We start from the raw sequence: 17507 nt of genomic DNA on the forward strand, positions 1-17507 counted from the left end.
TGATCACTGAGCCGCCGCCCTCGAACGGGATCTGCCACCGACTGTCACCCGACACCCTGAACCTTGTGGTCAGGGCACAAGCCGGTGGCCAGCTCGGCGAACCAGCGCCGGCCGGCCCGGTGCAGTTCGCGGACCACGAGACCGGCCGTCGCGGCGGGCTCGTGCACGGCCCGGGTGTCCAGCCGCGCCCAGCCGAAACTCGGCCCCAGGCGCCGCCCGGACACCACGCGCGCCCGGCCCTGCCAGGTGCCGCTGCCGGGCGGGTCCAGCTCGACGAGGACCGTGCCGTCCGGGCGGAGCAGTTCCCGGCACCGCCGCAGCAGCCGTGCCGGGTCACCGCCGATGCCGATGTTGCCGTCCAGCAGCACCACGTGCCGCCACCGGCCCTCGGCGGGCAGCGGGTCGAAGAGGTCGGCCTGGACCGCGACGGCACCCCGCGCCCGGGTCAGCGCCACCGCCCGGGCGGAGACGTCGACTCCCACGGTGGTCAGCCCGGCCCGGGTCAGTGCCACCGTGAGCCGGCCCGGCCCGCAACCCAGGTCCAGCGTCGGGCCGGCGCACCGGGACACCACCGCGCCGGTCGCCGGCTCGGCCGGGCCGTGCCACCGCTCCACCGGCAGCCGGCGGCGGGTCCCGTCGGCCTGCACCAGCCAGTGCGCGTCGGCGTCCCGGTGGCGCAGCGCGGTGCCGAAGCCGTCGGCGGTCACCGCCGGCCCCCGCCCGGCCGGGCCGCCTCCCGGGTCCGCCGCGCGACGGCGACCTCCCCGGCCCGCACGGCGGCGACCTCGCGGGCGAACCGGCCGGTGGGGGCGAGGCCGGTCACCGCGAGCGCGTCGGTCCAGTCGTCCACGTCGCGCAGCACCGGCAGCGTCCCGATCCGCAGGCCGCGGCCGGCCAGCGCGGCCCGGGTCCGCCGACCCGTGTCGGGGGTGGACATGGGCACCCCGCGCAGCGCCGCCGCCTGCCGGGGGTCGCGCAGCCCCAGCGCCCACCAGCCGCCGTCCGCGGCCGGGCCGAGCACCGCGTCGGTCGCCGCCGCGCCGAGCCGGCGTACGGCGGCGGCCAGCCCCGCCGCGGTGAGCTGCGGGGTGTCCATGCCGATCTGGAGCACCGGCCGTCCCGGGTACGCGCCGGCCACGTCGGCGTGCGCGTGGGCGAGCCGGTCGGCGAAGTCGTCGCCGCGCTGCGCCAGCACCGGCCAGCCGGCGACCGCGGCGGCCAGGTCCGGCCCGTCCTCGGCGTCGGCGAACCGTCCGGCCAACGCCAGCACCGGGACGACGCCCGGAGTGGCGGCGACCGCGTCGAGCGTGTCACGCAGCGCGGCGGCGGCGATCCGGGCCGCCTGCGCGGGCTCGGCGGGCGGGCAGAGCCGGGTCTTGACCGCCCCGGCCACGGGCGCCTTGGCCACCACCAGCAGGACGGTCACCGCGGGCCGTCCACGCTGCGCAGCACCGCCAGGAAGTCCCGGGTGGCGCGGACCGTGCCGCGGACCGAGCCGGAGACCTTGGATCGGGTCCCGGCCGCGCGGGGCGCGTAGCGGACGTCGCGCTCGTGGATCCGCCAGCCCGCCGCGGCGGCCCGGATCATCAGTTCGAGGGGGTAGCCGAAGGCCCGGTCGGTGACCCCGAGGGCGAGCAGGGCGTCCCGCCGGGCCACCCGGATCGGGCTGAGGTCCCGCAGCGGCACCCCCCGCTGCCGCAGCAGGGCGGCGACCAGCGCCGTGCCGGCCCGGGCGTGCCACGGCCAGACCCCGGCGGACACCGGCCGGCGCCGGCCCACCGCCAGGTCGGCGGCGCCGGACGCCACCGGGGCGACCAGGGCGGGCAGCTCGCCCGGGTCGAAGGAGCCGTCGGCGTCGAGCACGCAGACCAACTCGGTCTCGGCGTGTTCGAGGCCCGTGTGCACGGCCGCCCCGTAACCGCGGCGGGGCTCCCGCACCACCCGCGCGCCGTGCCGGGCGGCCACCTCCGGCGAGCCGTCCCGGGAGCCGTTGTCCACAACGATCGCTCGGTAACCGGGCGGCAGTGCGGTCAGCACACCGGGCAGGGCGGCGGCCTCGTCCAGGCACGGCAGCACCACGTCGATAGGTGTCGGCATGCCGCCGACGCTAGGCGGGTACGCGCCCGGCGAGGCCCCGATCGTGCTTACGGAACCCTTACCGAGCAGGCATTTCTTACCATCCGGTGACGTGAGTGCGGTTCCGCCCGTCCGGTGGCCCGGCGGGCCGTACCGTCCGGTCGTCATGAGACCCGCAGCCACCCTGCCCCGCGTCACCGGCCCGCGGCGGACCACCTCCGGACACCGGGGCGACCTGGTCGCGCTGGCCGTCGAGGCGGTGCTGCTCGCCGCCGCGGTCGCCGTCGGGCTGGTGCTCAACCGGCGGGGCGCGGGACTGCACGCCGACGCCGCGCCGCTCTACGCCACCTGGCGTCCGCACGCCGGCTGGGGCACCCCGCTCGCGGTGCTGGTCGCCGTGGTCGTGCTCGGGCCGGGCCTGCGCTGGGCGCGGACCGCCCGCTGGGGCGCGCTGCTGGCCGCCGGCTGGCTGGCCGCGGTCGCCTGGACGCTGTCGCTGGCCCTGGTGGACGGATGGTCGGCCGGCCTGACCCGGCGCCTCACCCCGCAGGCGGAGTACCTGCACGAGGTGCCGGGCGTCGCCGACATCCCCCGGATGCTGGCGGGCTTCACCGACCGGATCCTCGACTTTCAGCCCGACTCGTGGTCCACCCACACGGCCGGGCACCCGCCGGGCGCGCTGCTGGTCTTCGTCTGGCTGGACCGGGTCGGCCTGGGCGGCGGCACCGCTGCGGCGCTCTGCTGCGTGCTGGTCGGCGCGACCGCCGCGGTCTCGGTGCCGGTCACCCTGCGCGCGCTGGACGCCGCCGAGGCGGCCCGCGCGGTGCTGCCGTTCCTGGTGCTGCTGCCCGGCGCGGTCTGGCTGGGCGCCTCCGGCGACGCCGTCTTCACCGGCGTGGTCGCCGCCGGGCTGGCCCTCCTGGCGGTACGCGGGCCGGTCGCGGCGCTGGCCGGCGGGCTGCTGCTCGGCTTCGCGCTGCACCTGTCGTACGGGTTCGTGCTGGTCGGCGCGCTCGCGCTGGCCGTGCTGGCGCTGCGCCGGGACCGCCGCCGCGCCGCGCTGCTCGCCGCGACGGCCGGCGTCGCCGCCGTCACGGCGCTCTTCGTGCTGGCCGGCTTCCGCTGGTGGGAGGGGTACGACCGGGTCGTCGAGCGCTACTACCAGGGCTGGGCGGCCGAGCGCCCGTACGCCTACTGGGTCTGGGCGAACCTCGCGGCGCTACTGCTCTCCGCCGGGCCGGTGCTCGGGCCGGCGCTGCGCCGCACGGCACTGGCCGCCTCGCCGGTAGTCGGTCCGGCGCTGCGGCGCACGGCACTGGTCGCCGGCCCGGTGGTCGGTCAGGCGTTGCGCCGCACGGCGCTGGCCGCCTCGCGGGCGGTCGGCCCGGCGCTGCGGCGTGGCGCCCTCGCCGCCCGGCCGGTCCGGCGCGCGGACGCGCAGGGGGCCGACGGGCCGGTCGCGGGGACGACCGGGACCGGCGGTGACGGCCGCGCCTGGGTGCGGGTGCTCGGGCCGACCGTGCTGCTGCCGGCCGCCGCCGCGCTGGCGGTGGCCGCCGCCGACCTGTCCGGGATGAGCAAGGCCGAGGTGGAGCGGATCTGGCTGCCGTTCGTGGTCTGGCTCCTGGCCGCCGCCGCACACCTGCCGCCGCCGGCCCGCCGCTGGTGGCTTGCCGCGCAGGCGCTCACCGCCCTGGCGGTCAACCACCTCCTCTTCACGGTCTCCTGACCACCGACCGCACGCGCCACCGTGTGGCGCCCCACCGGGCGGCGCCGTGCCGCGCCTCGCCCGCCTTGCCCCGCCCGCCTCGGCGATCATGAGGTTGGCGGCGCGATCCGCTCGAACTGCCGCCGCCAACCTCATGATCGACGGAGGCAGGGCGGGATCGACGGGAGCGAACGGGAGGGACGGGAGCGCGCGGGGGAGCGGGCGGGGTTAGGCGGCCAGGGCGGCGGGTTCGCGGAGGGGGTCGGTGGCGAAGGCCGTCACGCCCTCGGTGAAGGTGACCCGGGCGGTGTAGCCGAGCAGGTCGCGGGCCCGGGTCGGGTCGGCCACCACGTGCCGGACGTCGGCCGCCCGCGCCCCGCCGACCACCTCCGGCTCGGGGCCGCCCATCGCCCGGGCCAGGGCGGCCGCCAGGTCGCCGACGGTGTGCGGCTCGCCGGAACAGACGTTCACCGGGACCAGCCCCTCCGGCGTGGGCGCGGTGAGCGCCAGCAGGTTGGCCCGGGCCACGTCGGTGACGTGCACGAAGTCGCGTCGCTGCCGGCCGTCCTCGTACACCCGGGGCGGCCGGCCGTCGGCGAGCGCCGAGCGGAACAGCGAGGCGACCCCGGCGTACGGGGTGTCGCGCGGCATCCGGGGGCCGTAGACGTTGTGGTAGCGCAGCGCCCACACCCCGCCCCCGGTCTGCCGCGCCCAGGCCGCGGCGTAGTGCTCCTGGGCGAGCTTGCTGGCCGCGTAGGTGCTGCGCGGCTCCAGCGGGGCGTCCTCGGGAACCAGGGCCGGGTCGAGGGTGCCGCCGCAAGCCGGGCAGGTCGGGTCGTACCGGCCGGCGGCGAGGTCGGCGGGCCGGCGCGGGGCGGGGCGGACCACGCCGTGCCGGGCGCAGGTGTAGCGCCCCTCGCCGTAGACCACCATGGAGCTGGCCAGCACCAGCCGGGACACCCCGGCCCGGTGCATGGCGGCGAGCAGCACCGCCGTGCCGTGGTCGTTGTGGCCGGCGTAGTCGGGGGCGTCGGACGGGTCCAGCCCGTGCCCCACCATGGCCGCCTGGTGGCACACCGCGTCCACCCCGGACAGCAGCCGGTCCAGCAGCGCGGCGTCGCGGACGTCGCCGACCACCGGGTCGTGCGGCCGGGACCACTCGGGCAGCGCGCCGCCGTGCGCCTGGGGCAGCAGCGCGTCCAGGCAGACCGGCTCGTGGCCCTCGGCGGCCAGCAGGTCGGCGATCTGTGATCCGATGAAGCCGGCCGCGCCGGTGACCAGTACCCGCATGCGGCCAGGCTAGGGCACCTCGTGGTCTGGTTCGGGCGGTTCGCGGTGGACGTCAGCGGTCCGTAAGAGCCTGGCGGCGGCTCCCTGCCCCCTCGCGTCAGGGACGGCCGATCAGCGCGCCGGCGTGCAGGGTCGCGGCGAGCAGGTCGGGATCGCCGGTGCGGTCGTACGCCTCGACGGCCGTGTCGGCGAACTTCAGGACGTGCTCGTCGCCGTGCTCGGCCGCCCGCTGGAGCGCGTCCTCGCGGGTCGGCTCGGGCCAGCGCCGGGCGATCTCCGCGGACGGCGCCGGCCGGGCCGGGGCGTAGGTCGCGATGACCGCCGACACGGCCGCCCAGGCCGCCGTGAGGCTCGGCAGCCACTGTTCGGACGGCAGGACCGGGAGCACGTGCCGCACGGCGTTGGGCGCGGTGGCGGCGTGGACCAGCAGGACCGGCGAGCCGTGGCCGAGCCCGAGGTAGGCCTCGGCGGCGGCGTCGACGAGCGACTCCAGCCGCGCCGGGACCTCCTCGGCGGAGGCGGCCGGCTCCAGCGCGCGCAGGCTCGCGGTCCAGCCCGGGCTGCGCTCGAGCCGGTCGAGGCGGTGGGCGATGAAGCCGCTCTGGTCCGTGAGCCGGGTGACGGCCGGCAGGGCCCGTCGCGGTGTGAGTGCGCCCTCCGGCGCCACCACCCCGGCGAGCTCGCGGTGGCGCGCCGCCCAGAACGCCAGCCCGTGGGCCAGCTCGTCGAGGGTCTGGCGGGCCGGGGCCGCGCTGGTGCCGCACAGCGCACGCACCGCGTGGCCGACCCGGATCACGCCGTGGGTCGAGCCGGCCACGATGCCGGGCAGCAGTCGGGGCCACCACTCGGCGAGCACGTCCCGCCAGGGGCGCTCGGTCAGCTCGTGCCGGAAGTACGCGGCCCAGTCGGGCAGCCGTCGCGCCTGGCCCAGCGCCGAGCGCCACTCGCCGGGCCGGATGGGCGCGCTCGTGCCGGGCAGCTCCGCCAGGCGGCGTACGTAGCGGTCGAGCCACGCCTCGACGTCGACGTCGAGCCCGCGCCGGACCATGACCTCCACCGCCATCGGGCCGTGGTTGGTGAGCCCGTGGTTGCCCTCCTCGTCGCCGCCGAACTCCGGCCCGTACGCGTGCAGCCGTTCGTACGCCGCGGGCAGGAATTCGGCCATCGCTCCGTGTGTCATGGCGGCCACCTCAGCGGACCACGTCGTAGACGAGCTTGACGATGCCGTTGGCGTACGTCTCGGACTCGACCACCTTGAGTATCTGCTTCGCCTTGTCGGTGTCGCTGAACATCCGCTTGCCGGCGCCGAGCAGGATCGGGAAGACCAGCAGGTGGTAGCGGTCGATGAGGCCGGCATCGGAGAGGTTCCGGGCGAGGGTGGCGCTGCCGTGGACGACGATCGGGCCGCCGTCGGTCTCCTTGAGCCTCGCGACGTCCTCGAGGGAGCGCAGGATCGTGTTCTCACCCCAGTTGTCGACGAGGGCCGCCTGGTCGAGGGTGCTCGAGACGACGTACTTCGGCAGATCCTTGAGGGCGGCGAAGTCCGCCATGTCCGGCCACAACGGCGAGAACGCCTCGTAGCTGGCCCGGCCGAACATGAGCGCGGTGGCCTCGTCGGTCTCCCGGCCCTTGAGCTCGTACGCCTCGGGCACGAACTCGATGTCCCGGTAGGTCCAGCCCCCGCTGCGGTGGGCCTCCGTGGGGGTGCCGCCGCCGGGCGAGTCGACGACGCCGTCCAGCGAGACGAACGCGGTGTAGATCAGCGTGCGCATTGTCGTTGTCCTTTCCGTGGACCGGTGCGATGTCCTCAGTCTTCGGTGGTGTCCCGCGCCCGGCCACGATTAGGCTGAGCCCTAATCGGAAGGGCGCCCGCGTGATTCACCTGCATTTCACGGCAACGGATCTGAGCCGCGTGCGCTTCGCCGCCTCGCCCCTCACGGAGACCGTCGCCAGCCTGCGCGCGCTCGCCGCCGGCCGGCGGGGGCCGCACCTGCACCGTCCCTGGATCGACCGGTTCGCCGGGCGAGCGGACCGGCTTCGCGAGCGCGACCTCGACCTGCTGCGGGCGCTGGTGCGTCCGGAGGGCTACATCCCCGACTTCCTGCTGCCGCCACCGGGTCGCCGGTCCTCGACCTTCGCGGACGCGCTCGCGCAGGTCGCCGACGCCGATCCGGCGATCGTGGCGCGGGAGTTGGCGCACCTGGCGGCCCACCGGATCGCCCAGCGCGGGCCCGGCCGCGAAGACCGGCGAGCCCTGCTCCAGGCGCTGGTGGATCGTCCGGACGCGGGCCTCGGCCCGGTCACGGAGGCACTCGAGGCGTACCACCGGGTCGCGATCGCGCCGGTCTGGCCGCGGATCGACGCGTTGCTCAACGACGACATCGCCTACCGGCTCGACGCCCTGGCCGACGGCGGCGTCGACCGGATGATGAGCAATCTGCACCCGTCGGTGACGTTCGCCGGCGAGACGCTGAGTGTCGTCAAGTACTACGACGGCCACGCCGACTGCGGCGGGCGTGGCCTGCTCCTCGTGCCGTGCGCCTTCGCCTGGCCGGACGTCCTGGTGCGGACCGCGCAGCCCGAGCCCCCCAGCATCTCCTACTCCCCGCGCGGCCTCGGCCGGCTCTGGGCGGAGCAACCCGCGCAGGCCGGCTCCGCGCTCGCCGGCGTGCTCGGCCACACCCGGGCCGCCCTGCTGGCCCAGCTCGACCTGCCGATGTCGACGAGCCAGGCCGCCACCCAGATGGCGCTCGCCGCGCCCACGCTCAGCGTGCACCTTCAGGCGCTGCGCGCCGCCGGGCTGCTCACCTCGCGCCGCGCCGGCCGGCAGGTGCTCTACGCGCGCACCGAACTCGGCGAGCGACTGCTCAGCGAGGCGGGCCGGGCAGCGGTAAGCGTTCGGTAATGCGGCAAACCGGGCCGGTGAGCGGGCGCGGCGTCTAGCGTCCTGCTGGAGACACCAGCAGCGCGGACCGGGAGGAGGAGACGTGCCCGCCAGCCCGCCCCCACCGGACGACGCGCCGTCGGCCGCTCCGGCGGCGCTGTGGCGCGGTCTGGCCCGGCACCGCCCGCCCGGGGTCGACGCCGCTGACCGCGCCTGGCGCAGCCCGGTCCGCGGACCCTGGCTGACCTCGGTGCTCGGCGCCGTGCTGCTTGCCACCCTGCCCCTGGTGATCGTCACCGGGCTGCTCGACTGGATCGCCTACGGGCCCCGCCTCGACCAGGCGTTCCCCCGGGACGTGGGCTGGCTGCACCCGCCCGTGTTCGACTGGCCGACCCGGCCCGCCTGGCTGTTCCGCCTCACCCAGGGGCTGCACGTGACGCTGGGGATCGTGCTGGTCCCGGTGGTGCTGGGCAAGCTCTGGTCGGTGGTGCCCAAGCTCTTCGACTGGCCGCCGGCCCGCTCGGCCGCCCAGGCGCTGGAGCGGCTGTCGCTGCTGCTGCTGGTCGGCGGGATCCTCTTCCAGACGGCCACCGGGCTGCTGAACATCCAGTACGCGTACCTGTTCGGCTTCGACTTCTACACCGCGCACTGGTACGGCGCCTGGATCTTCACGGCCGCGCTCGTCACCCACGTGGCGATCAAGCTGCCCCGTCTGGTCACCGCGCTGCGCGGGCCGGGCTTCGCGCGTACCCCGGTGGAGCGGACCCGGCCGGAGCCGCCGGATCCGGACGGCCTGGTGGCGCTGCGGCCCGGGCCGGCGACGATGAGCCGGCGGGGGGTGCTCGCCCTGGTGGGCGGCGGCGCGCTGCTGCTGGCGGCGCTGACCGTCGGGCAGAGCGTCGACGGGCTGCGCCGCACCGCGCTGCTCCTGCCGCGCGGCCGGCGCGTCGACGACGGGCCGACCGGCTTCCCGGTCAACCGCAGCGTCGCGGCGGCCGGGGTGACCCCGGAGCAGACCGGGCCCGGCTGGCGGCTCACGCTGCGGGCCGGGAACCGGACGGTCGCCCTGGACCGGGCCCGGCTGCTCGCCCTGGCGCAGCACACCGCCGTCCTGCCGATCGCCTGCGTGGAGGGCTGGTCCACGTCGCAGACCTGGACCGGGGTGCGGCTGCGCGACCTCGCCGCGCTGGTCGGGGCGGACGGTCCGGCCACCGCGCGGGTGCGGTCGCTGGAGCGCGCCGGCCTGTTCCGCGAGGCCGTCCTGCACGGCGGCCAGGTGACCGATCCGGACGCGCTGCTCGCGCTGCGGGTCAACGGCGTCGACCTGAGCCCCGACCACGGCTACCCGGCGCGGATCATCGTGCCGGCGCTGCCCGGGGTGCACTGCACGAAGTGGGTGGCGGAGATCGTGTTCGATGGCTGAGTTCCGGCGGGCCTACGGCGCCGCGCCCTGGCACCTGCTGCTGCTGGCCGGCTGTTTCGCCGTCACCGGCTGGATCGCCCTGCGGCTGGCCGGCGAGGCGTCGGCCCTTCGCATGCTGCTCTGGTTCCTCGGCGCGGTGATCGCGCACGACCTGGTGCTCTTCCCGGTGTACGCGTCACTCGACCGGGTGCTGCGCGGCGCCCTGGGGCGGGCGGGCGCCCCGTCGGCGCTGAACCACGTCCGGGTCCCGGCTCTCGGCGCCGGCCTGCTGTTCCTGGTCTACCTGCCCGGGATCCTCGGCCTCGGTGACGGCACCTACCTGGCGGCGACAAGCCTGGCGCCCCGGGCCATGCTCGGCCGGTGGCTGGCGGTCAGCGGGGCCCTGTTCGCCGCGAGCGCGCTGCTCTACGCCGCCCGCCGGCTGGCCGGCCGGGCCCGCTGAGCGGGACGGTCAGGGGGCGATGCGCAGCTTGCGGATCTTGGCGTCGTCGTAGTCCTCGAACCGGAACCGCAGCCCGGCGAACGGGCTGCCCGGGAAGTCGCCGCTGATGGTGGCGGTCACCACCGTGCCGGCCGGGCTGTCCTCGACGTCGGTGATCTCGTACGAGACCAGCGGCGTCTCGCGGCGCCATTCGCGGATCGCCTGGATGCCCCGGTGGGACCGCCCCTCGTCCTCGACCACGGCGTCGTCGGCGAAGAGGGCGAAGTAGGCCTCCTTGTCCGGCTGGCCGGCCAGCGCGAAGTAGCGGCGGATCATGTCGGGTGCGGTGTTCACGGTGCGGGCTCCTTGCCGGTCGTGGCGGGTCGTCCTGATCCTGCCCGGCGGGTACGACGGACACGCCCGGTTCGCGGGTTCCGGGGGTCAGGAGCCCGGGCCGACCAGCAGGGCGGCCACGGTGGCCGTGGTGGCCAGGACGGCGAGCGCCGCGCTGGTGGCCACGAACCGGCCCAGCGGCACGGCCACCCCGGCGGCCCGGCAGCGCTCGTACCAGATCAGCGTCGCCAGCGAGGCCCACGGGGTGGCGAGCGGGCCGACGTTGGTGCCGACCAGCAGGGCCAGCAACTGGGTGTGGTTGCCGGTGGCGATGACCGCCTCGCCGGCCAGGTACGCGGGCAGGTTGTTGACCACGTTGGCGAAGAGCGCGCCGACGCCACCGGCCCGCAGGGCGCCCGCCGCGCCCGTGTCGCCGCCGATCAGCGTGCCCATCACGGTGTCCAGGCCGTGCCGGCCGATGGTCTGCACCACCAGGAACAGCCCGACCACGAAGACCAGCAGCCGCCACGGGACGAGGGCGAGCCGCAGGCTGCCCCTGGCGCGCACCGCGAAGCCGGCGACCAGGATCGCGGCGGCCACCCCGGAGGCGACGCCGATCTCGACGCCGACCAGGATCCCGGCGACGAAGAGCAGGCAGGCGACGAGCGCGGTGCGGTAGAGCAAACGGTCCGGCGGCACGTGCGGCGGCGGCGGGACGAACGGGTCGGCGCCGGCCCGGGCGGGCCGCCAGTACCACCACCAGAGCAGCACCATGGTGATCACGATGGCCACGAGCTGCGGCCACCACATCCGGGCCGCCCAGGGCACCGGGTCCAGGCCGACGCGGTCGCTGGCCAGGATGTTGGTCAGATTGGACACCGGCAGCAGCAGGCTCGCCGTGTTGGCCAGCCAGACGGTGGTCATGGCCAGCGGGGTCGGCGGCACGCCCAGCTTGCGGGCCAGGGCGATCATCACCGGGGTGAGCAGGACGGCGGTGGTGTCCAGGTTGAGCGCGATGGTGGTCACCGAGGCGAACCCGACGCAGAGCCAGAACAGCGCCCGGTAGCTGCCCCGGGCGGTGATCGCCACCCGGGCGGCGAGCGCGTCGAAGACACCGGCCACCGCGGTCAGTTCGGCCAGCACCACCACCGTGCCCAGGAAGATCAGGATGGGCACGATCCGGCGTACGGTGGCCTCGGCGTCGGCCCGGGGGAGCAGTCCGGTGAGGACGCAGAGGACGCCCACCACGGCCAGCCCAAGCGCGATCCAGTCCAGGACGTGCAGGCGGCCCCAGCGGCTCCGGTCCGGTGCGGCGGACGGCGGCTCGCCCACGGTCTCCACGAGGGATGATCCTCGCACACCCGCGCCCGCCCGGACCGGCCCGACGCGACCGCCCGAGCGGCTGCCGAGGGTGTCCACGAATTGACGGTCGGTGGCCATAATGATCGGGTGGCTGTAGGCGCGCACCCGACCCGGTCCGACCGCCCCATCGACTTCTTCATCAGCTACTCGCCCGCCGACGAGCGCTGGGCGACGTGGCTGGCGTGGGAGTTCGAGGCGGCCGGCTACCGCACCCTGCTCCAGGCGTGGGACTTCGTGGCCGGCACCAACTTCATCGACTTCATGGACCGCGGGGTCCGCGAGGCCGAGGTGGTGGTGGCGGTCCTGTCCGAACGCTACCTGCACTCCACCTACGGCAAGCTGGAATGGCAGGCCGCGCTGCGCGCCGACCCCGACGGCACCGGCAACAAGCTGGTCACCGTGCGGGTCGAGGACTGCCCGATCGACGGCCTGCTCGCCACCATCACCTACGTCGACCTGGTCGGCGTGAGCGACCCGGCGCAGGCGCGGGGCCGGGTGCTCGACCGGATCCGGCAGACGCTCGACGGCCGCGCAAAGCCCATGCGGCAGCCGGCCTTCCCGCACCATCCTGCCGACCCGCCCGGGGTGCTCGCCGCGCCCGCCACCGGTGCGCCGGCGCCGCGCCGCGCCCGGCGTACCCCCATCAACCCGCCGCCGTTCCCGCCGGCGGCGGCCGTGCCCACCGCGCGCGGCGCCCTGAGCGTGCTCCACGTCGCCGGGCCGCGCTTCGGGCGGGGGGTGATCGAGCCGGGCGCCCCGGTCACCCCCGGGGAGTTGCAGGAACACCTGATGGGCGACCTCACCCTGCTCATGAACGACGGGGTGCCCCGGCCGGACCTGCTGGTGGTGGCCGGCAACCTCACCGAGTCGGGCAGCCCCCGGGAGTTTTCCGACGCGCTGAGCTTCCTCACCGGGCTGCGGGTGCTGCTCGGCCTGGAGCCGCACCGGCTGGTCGTGGTGCCCGGCCCGCGTGACGTCACCATGGCCGCGAGCCGGGCCTACTTCGCCACCTGCGAGGCCGACGACGTCGACCCGCAGCCGCCCTACTGGCCGAAGTGGCGGCACTACGCGCGGCTGTTCGACGAGCTCTATCAGGGCCTCGAGGACCGGATCTTCGACAGCGAGCAGCCGTGGACCCTCTTCCCGGTGCCGGACCTGCGCGTCGTGGTGGCCGGGCTGAACTCCACCGTCGCGATCACCCATCGCGAGGAGGACCGCTACGGCTTCCTCGGCGAGGCGCAGTCCACCTGGTTCGCCCAGCGGCTGCGCCACTACCAGCAGTCCGGCTGGCTGCGGCTGGGCGCCATGGCGCACGCCCCCGGCCCGCGCACCCCGTACGCCGACGAGGTGGCCGTGCCGGACCGGGCGTCCCTGCGCGACCGCGGCTCGTTCAACCGGCTGGTCGGCCCGATGCTCAACCTGCTGCTCGCCGACGCCGCGCCCGGCGCCCGGGTCGACCCGGTGGTGCCGCTGGCCACCGCCTCCCGCGACGGCCGTGCCCAGGTGCTCCGGCTCGACGCCGGCGGGATGACCCGCTGGGTGCTCGGCCGCGACGACAGGCACGAGGTGGGCGAGCCGACCAGCCTGAGCTGGCCGCGCGCCGAGGCGACGTTCGGCGCGGCCGGCCCGGCCCAGGTGCCCGATCCGCGGCGGCCCGCCGTGGTGGAGGGGCCCACCCAGGGCGAGGCCGTCGACCCGCCGGCCGCCGCGCCGGCGGTGGCCCCGCCCGCCCCGCTGGAGCGCCTGCTCGACCGGCTCGCCGAGGTCTGCGAGGCGCGCCACGACCGGGTGCTGCTCCGCCGGGTCGAGGCCGACCCGCCGCACCTCTACGTCACCTACCGGGCGGACGGCGTGGTCCGGCAGCAGCGGGTCGGGGCGTACGTGGGCACCCCGGCCCCGGCCGACGTCGACCACTTCGCCCGGCGGGTGCACGCCACCGACCCGGACATCCCCTCGGAGCTGGTCTACGACGGCGACCGGGTGCCGCGCGGGCTGGCCGAGGCGGCGCAGCGGCGCGGTGTGCGGCTGCTGCACCTGACCGAGTTCCAGGGCCTGCTCGACCTGCGCGAATACGTGGCCGCGCAGACCGCCCGGCTCCAGGCCGACCGGCTCTACCCGCCCGGCCAGTACGTGCCGCAGCGCTACCGGCACCTGGTCGGCGCCGACCAGCGGGTCCGCGAGGACGTCGTGGACGAGCTGCTGGAGCTGATCTCCGCGCCGGACGGCCGGTTCGTGCTGGTGCTGGGCGACTTCGGCCGGGGCAAGACCTTCGCCCTGCGCGAGGTGGCCCGCCGGCTGCCCACGGCCGCCCCGGACCTCATCCCGATCCTGGTGGAGCTGCGCGCGCTGGACAAGGCGCACTCGGTCGACGGCCTCGTCGCCGCGCACCTGGCCAACCACGGCGAGCAGGTGATCGACCTCAAGGCGTTCCGCTACATGCTCCGGCAGGGGCGGATCGTGCTGCTCTTCGACGGTTTCGACGAGCTTGTCGCCCGGGTGACCTACGACCGGGCCGCCGACCACCTGGAGACCCTGCTCCAGGCCGCCGAGGGCCACGCGAAGATCGTGGTGAGCAGCCGGACCCAGCACTTCAAGACCAACTCGCAGGTGCTGACCGCGCTGGGCGAGCGGGTGGGGCTGCTGCCGCACCGCCGCGTGCTGGCCATCGAGGACTTCACCCCCGGCCAGATCGAGACCTTCCTGCGCAACCGCTACGGCGGGGACGAGCGGGCCGCCCGGGAGCGGCTCGACCTGCTGGCCGGGGTCAAGGACCTGCTCGGCCTGTCCCGCAACCCGCGGATGCTCGGCTTCATCGCCAACCTCGACGAGGGGCGGCTGGCCGCGGTGGCCGGGGCCGGCGGCACGTTCAGCGCCGCGGCGCTCTACCGGGAGATCCTGGAGTCCTGGCTGGACTTCGAGGAGCGGCGCACCCAGGGGATCCCGGGCGCGCCGGTGAGCCTGCGCCGGCCCGAGCTGTGGCACGCGGTGAGCCGGTTGGCCTTCCAGCTCTGGGAGAGCGGCGAGTCCTACCTGCGGCTGGCCGAGCTGGCCGAGGCCGCCGGCCAGCTCGCCGGGCTGGCCGACTCCCGGCTGTCCGGGCCGCAGGCGATCCACGCGGTGGGCGCCGGCAGCCTGCTGGTCCGCACCGACGACGGGCTGTTCGGGTTCATCCACACCTCGGTGATGGAGTGGCTGGTCGCGGAGGGGATCGCCGCGCAGCTCAACCGGGGTGAGGAGCCGACCGCGCTGGCGGTGCGCCCGCTGTCCGCGCTGACCGTGGAGTTCCTCGGCGACCTCGCCGACCCGGCCCGGTGCACCGCCTGGACCGCCCGCGTGCTGGGCGACGAGACGGCCGGGGAGACGGTCCGGGCCAACGCGCTGCGGCTCAGCGCCCGGCTGCGGCTGCCCGACCGGGCCGACCTGCGCGGCGCGGTGCTGCGCGGCGAGGACCTGTCGCACCGGGAACTGGCCGGGGCGGACCTGACCGGCGCCGACCTGACCGACACCCGCCTGGTCGCCACCAACCTCACGGAGGCGCGGCTGGAGCACGCCCGGCTGCGCGGCGCCCGCCTGGACCAGGCCCGCCTCGCCGGGGCGGACCTGCGGGACGCCGAGCTGGCCGGCGCCCGGTTGTTCCGCGCCGACCTGCGCGGCGCCCGGATCACCGGCAGCCGGTGGCACCGCACCGCGCTGATCGACGTGAGCGCCGACGCGGCGCTGCTGCGCGCGCCGGAGCTGCGCGGCGCCGTGGTCGCCCCGGGCCGTCCGGTCGCGCCGGGCCTGGCCCCGCCCGCCGTGGGCGTGGCGTACGGCTTCGAGGTGGGCCGGCTCCCGGTGCCCGTGGCGTACAGCCCGGACGGTGCGGTGCTCGCGGTGGGCAGCGACGACGGTGGTGTGCTCATCTGCGACACCGCGGCCGGGCTGCCGGTCCGCACCCTCCAGGGCCACCGCGGTCGGGTCTACGCGGTCCGGTTCGACGCCGCCTCGCACCAGCTGGTCACCGGGGCGGCGGACCTCACCGTACGACTGTGGGACGCCGACCACGGCGACGTGCGGCACGTCATCGAGGACGTCTTCGCCGGCTGGGTGTGGCCGCTGCTCACCGACGGCGAGCGGGGGCGGCTCGTGGTGGGCGACGCGGCCGGCGTGGTCCGGCTCTACGACACCCGCACGGCCCGGCTGCGCCACGAGTGGCCCGGCCACGCCGCGCCCATCTGGGGCACCTCGTTCAGCCCGGACGGCCGGCGGGTCGTCGTGGTCGACAGCGCCGGCGTGGTCCGGGGCTGGGACATCCCCTCCGGGCGGCTCGCCTTCGAGGTACGCGAGCCCGAGGTGGTCTACCGGGTGGTGCACAGCCCGGACGGCCGCCTGCTGGCCGCGGTCGGCCAGCACGGACGGGTCTGGATCCGTCGGGCCACCGACGGCGAGCTGCTGCGCCAGCCGCGCGGCCACGAGGCCGACGTGTACGCCCTCGACATCCACCCCGACGGCACGCTCATGGCGACCGGCGACACCCACGGCGCGCTGCGGCTCTGGGAGGTGGAGACCGGCCGCCCGGTGCGGGTGCTCGGCCGGCAGCGCGGCGCCATCTACAGCGTCCGGTTCAACGGCGACGGCAGCCTGCTCGCCACGGCCGCCAGCGACGGCGCGATCCAGCTCTGGGACAGCGCCGACGGCCAGCTGCGGCACGACCTGACCCGGCACCGCGGCTCGGTCTGGCCGGTGGTCTGGCGGCCCGACCAGGCCCAGGTGGCGACCAGCAGCAACGACGGCACCACCCGGCTGTGGGACGTGCGCACCGGGCAGCTCCAGCACACCCTGCGCGGGCACGGCCGGCGGGTCACCGCGCTGTCCTTCCGGGACGACGGGGAGGTCCTCGCGGCCTGCGGCAACGACGGTGTGGTGCGGCTCTGGGAGCCGCGGACGGGCCGGCTGGTCCGGCAGCTCGCCAGCCCCGCCGACCGGCTGCTGTCGGCCGTCTTCTGCCCGGGTGAGTCGCTGGTCGCGGCGCCGAGCGGCGACGGTGGCGTGCACCTGTGGAACACCGACACCGGCGTCGACGAGCGGGAGCTCAACGTGGACACCGACCACGTGTGGGCGACCGCGTTCAGCCCCGACGGCGACGCCCTCGCCACCGCCAACGACGACGACACCGTGCGGCTGTGGTACCGGCGTACCGGCCGGCACTTCGCCACGCTCACCCCGCACCGGGGCCGGGTGCGCGCCATGGCGTTCAGCCCGGACGGCGAGACCATCGCCACCGGCTGCGACGACCAGCTCGTCCGGCTCTGGGACGCGGCCACCGCGACCTGCCGGCTCACCCTCGAACACCACACCGACCGGGTGTACGCGGTGTCCTTCAACACCGACGGGACGCTGCTCGCCAGCGCCAGCAACGACGGCGTGGCAGTGGTCTGGGACGCGCTCACCGGCGAGCGGCGCACGACGCTCACCGAGCACACCGGGCGGCTCTGGTCGTGCGCGTTCAGCCCCAACGGCAATCTGCTCGCCACGGCCGGCGACGACCTCGTCATCCGGCTCTGGGACCCGGGGACCGGCCGGCTGCACGGCACCCTGGCGGCGCACACCCGGCGGGTCTGGTCGGTGGCGTTCAGCCCCGACAGCAGCCTGCTGGCCAGCGCCGGTGACGACGGCACGGTCCGGCTGTGGGACGTCGCCGACCCGGAGCACGCCCAGCTGCGGACCACGCTGATCGGCCTGCCCGACGGCTGGGCGGCGGTGAGCCCCGACGGCCGGTACAAGTTGGACGGTGATCCCGGCGGCCAGTTCTGGCACGTCATCGGCACCTGCCGGTTCGAGGTGGGTGAGCTCGACCCGTACCTGACCCAGGTGCGGCGGCTGGCCGTGGACGCCCCGTTCTGACGCCGATCCGCCGGAGCGCGGGCCCGACCGGCCGCGCGAAGCCCTGTGCATCAGCGCCGGCTCCCGGCGTTTCGTTACACGGCTCGCCGGGGTCCGCCCGTGCCGGTGCGCCTGTGTGGCTGACCGC

General features: G+C 76.2%; 13 protein-coding genes. 5 read left to right on the forward strand and 8 right to left on the reverse strand.

Annotated elements, in window-relative coordinates:
* Positions 1–44: 44 nt before the first annotated feature.
* Genes GA0070603_RS01870 through GA0070603_RS01880 form a run of 3 tightly spaced genes read right to left on the reverse strand, consistent with a single transcriptional unit; the run spans position 45 to position 2097 of the window.
* Positions 45–707, reverse strand: coding sequence for a methyltransferase domain-containing protein (locus tag GA0070603_RS01870; RefSeq protein ID WP_091306156.1), 663 nt, complete (start codon positions 705–707; stop codon positions 45–47).
* Positions 704–1426 (reverse strand): TIGR04282 family arsenosugar biosynthesis glycosyltransferase, encoded by a 723-nt coding sequence (locus tag GA0070603_RS01875; protein ID WP_091306159.1) that lies wholly within the window; start codon positions 1424–1426, stop codon positions 704–706. The genes GA0070603_RS01870 and GA0070603_RS01875 overlap by 4 nt, the downstream gene beginning before the upstream one ends.
* Positions 1423–2097: a glycosyltransferase family 2 protein gene (locus GA0070603_RS01880; protein ID WP_091306162.1), complete on the reverse strand. Its 675-nt coding sequence runs from the start codon at positions 2095–2097 to the stop codon at positions 1423–1425. The genes GA0070603_RS01875 and GA0070603_RS01880 overlap by 4 nt, the downstream gene beginning before the upstream one ends.
* Before the next feature lie 145 nt (positions 2098–2242).
* Between GA0070603_RS01880 and GA0070603_RS01885 the strand changes: the two genes are divergently transcribed.
* A complete protein-coding gene (locus GA0070603_RS01885) occupies positions 2243–3805 on the forward strand; it encodes a hypothetical protein (RefSeq protein ID WP_091306165.1) in 1563 nt (520 codons plus the stop codon).
* 207 nt (positions 3806–4012) lie between these two features.
* Here GA0070603_RS01885 and GA0070603_RS01890 read toward each other — a convergent pair whose 3' ends face one another.
* From GA0070603_RS01890 to GA0070603_RS01900, 3 genes are all read right to left on the reverse strand, one after another.
* Positions 4013–5074: an NAD-dependent epimerase/dehydratase family protein gene (locus tag GA0070603_RS01890; protein WP_091306168.1), complete on the reverse strand. Its 1062-nt coding sequence runs from the start codon at positions 5072–5074 to the stop codon at positions 4013–4015.
* A gap of 97 nt (positions 5075–5171) precedes the next feature.
* Positions 5172–6254: a questin oxidase family protein gene (locus tag GA0070603_RS01895; protein WP_208862779.1), complete on the reverse strand. Its 1083-nt coding sequence runs from the start codon at positions 6252–6254 to the stop codon at positions 5172–5174.
* A gap of 10 nt (positions 6255–6264) precedes the next feature.
* Positions 6265–6846 (reverse strand): dihydrofolate reductase family protein, encoded by a 582-nt coding sequence (locus GA0070603_RS01900; protein ID WP_091306173.1) that lies wholly within the window; start codon positions 6844–6846, stop codon positions 6265–6267.
* 101 nt (positions 6847–6947) lie between these two features.
* Between GA0070603_RS01900 and GA0070603_RS01905 the strand changes: the two genes are divergently transcribed.
* From GA0070603_RS01905 to GA0070603_RS01915, 3 genes are all read left to right on the forward strand, one after another.
* A complete protein-coding gene (locus tag GA0070603_RS01905; protein ID WP_091306175.1) occupies positions 6948–7979 on the forward strand; it encodes an ArsR/SmtB family transcription factor in 1032 nt (343 codons plus the stop codon).
* Positions 7980–8061: 82 nt separating this feature from the next.
* The gene (locus GA0070603_RS01910) at positions 8062–9381 is read left to right on the forward strand and encodes a molybdopterin-dependent oxidoreductase (RefSeq protein ID WP_091306177.1); all 1320 of its coding nucleotides are present in this window, start codon (positions 8062–8064) and stop codon (positions 9379–9381) included.
* The gene (locus GA0070603_RS01915; protein ID WP_091306179.1) at positions 9374–9823 is read left to right on the forward strand and encodes a hypothetical protein; all 450 of its coding nucleotides are present in this window, start codon (positions 9374–9376) and stop codon (positions 9821–9823) included. Before GA0070603_RS01910 ends, GA0070603_RS01915 begins: the two co-directional genes overlap by 8 nt.
* Before the next feature lie 9 nt (positions 9824–9832).
* Here GA0070603_RS01915 and GA0070603_RS01920 read toward each other — a convergent pair whose 3' ends face one another.
* Entirely contained in the window at positions 9833–10156 is a 324-nt protein-coding gene (locus tag GA0070603_RS01920; RefSeq protein WP_208862780.1) for a nuclear transport factor 2 family protein, read from the reverse strand.
* A gap of 87 nt (positions 10157–10243) precedes the next feature.
* Positions 10244–11476, reverse strand: coding sequence for an ArsB/NhaD family transporter (locus tag GA0070603_RS01925; protein WP_091306181.1), 1233 nt, complete (start codon positions 11474–11476; stop codon positions 10244–10246).
* Between the two features lie 108 nt (positions 11477–11584).
* Between GA0070603_RS01925 and GA0070603_RS01930 the strand changes: the two genes are divergently transcribed.
* Positions 11585–17380: a WD40 domain-containing protein gene (locus GA0070603_RS01930; protein ID WP_091306183.1), complete on the forward strand. Its 5796-nt coding sequence runs from the start codon at positions 11585–11587 to the stop codon at positions 17378–17380.
* Positions 17381–17507 lie beyond the last annotated feature (127 nt).

The sequence above is a fragment of the Micromonospora chersina genome, from assembly GCF_900091475.1.
Classification (GTDB): Bacteria; Actinomycetota; Actinomycetes; order Mycobacteriales; family Micromonosporaceae; genus Micromonospora; species Micromonospora chersina.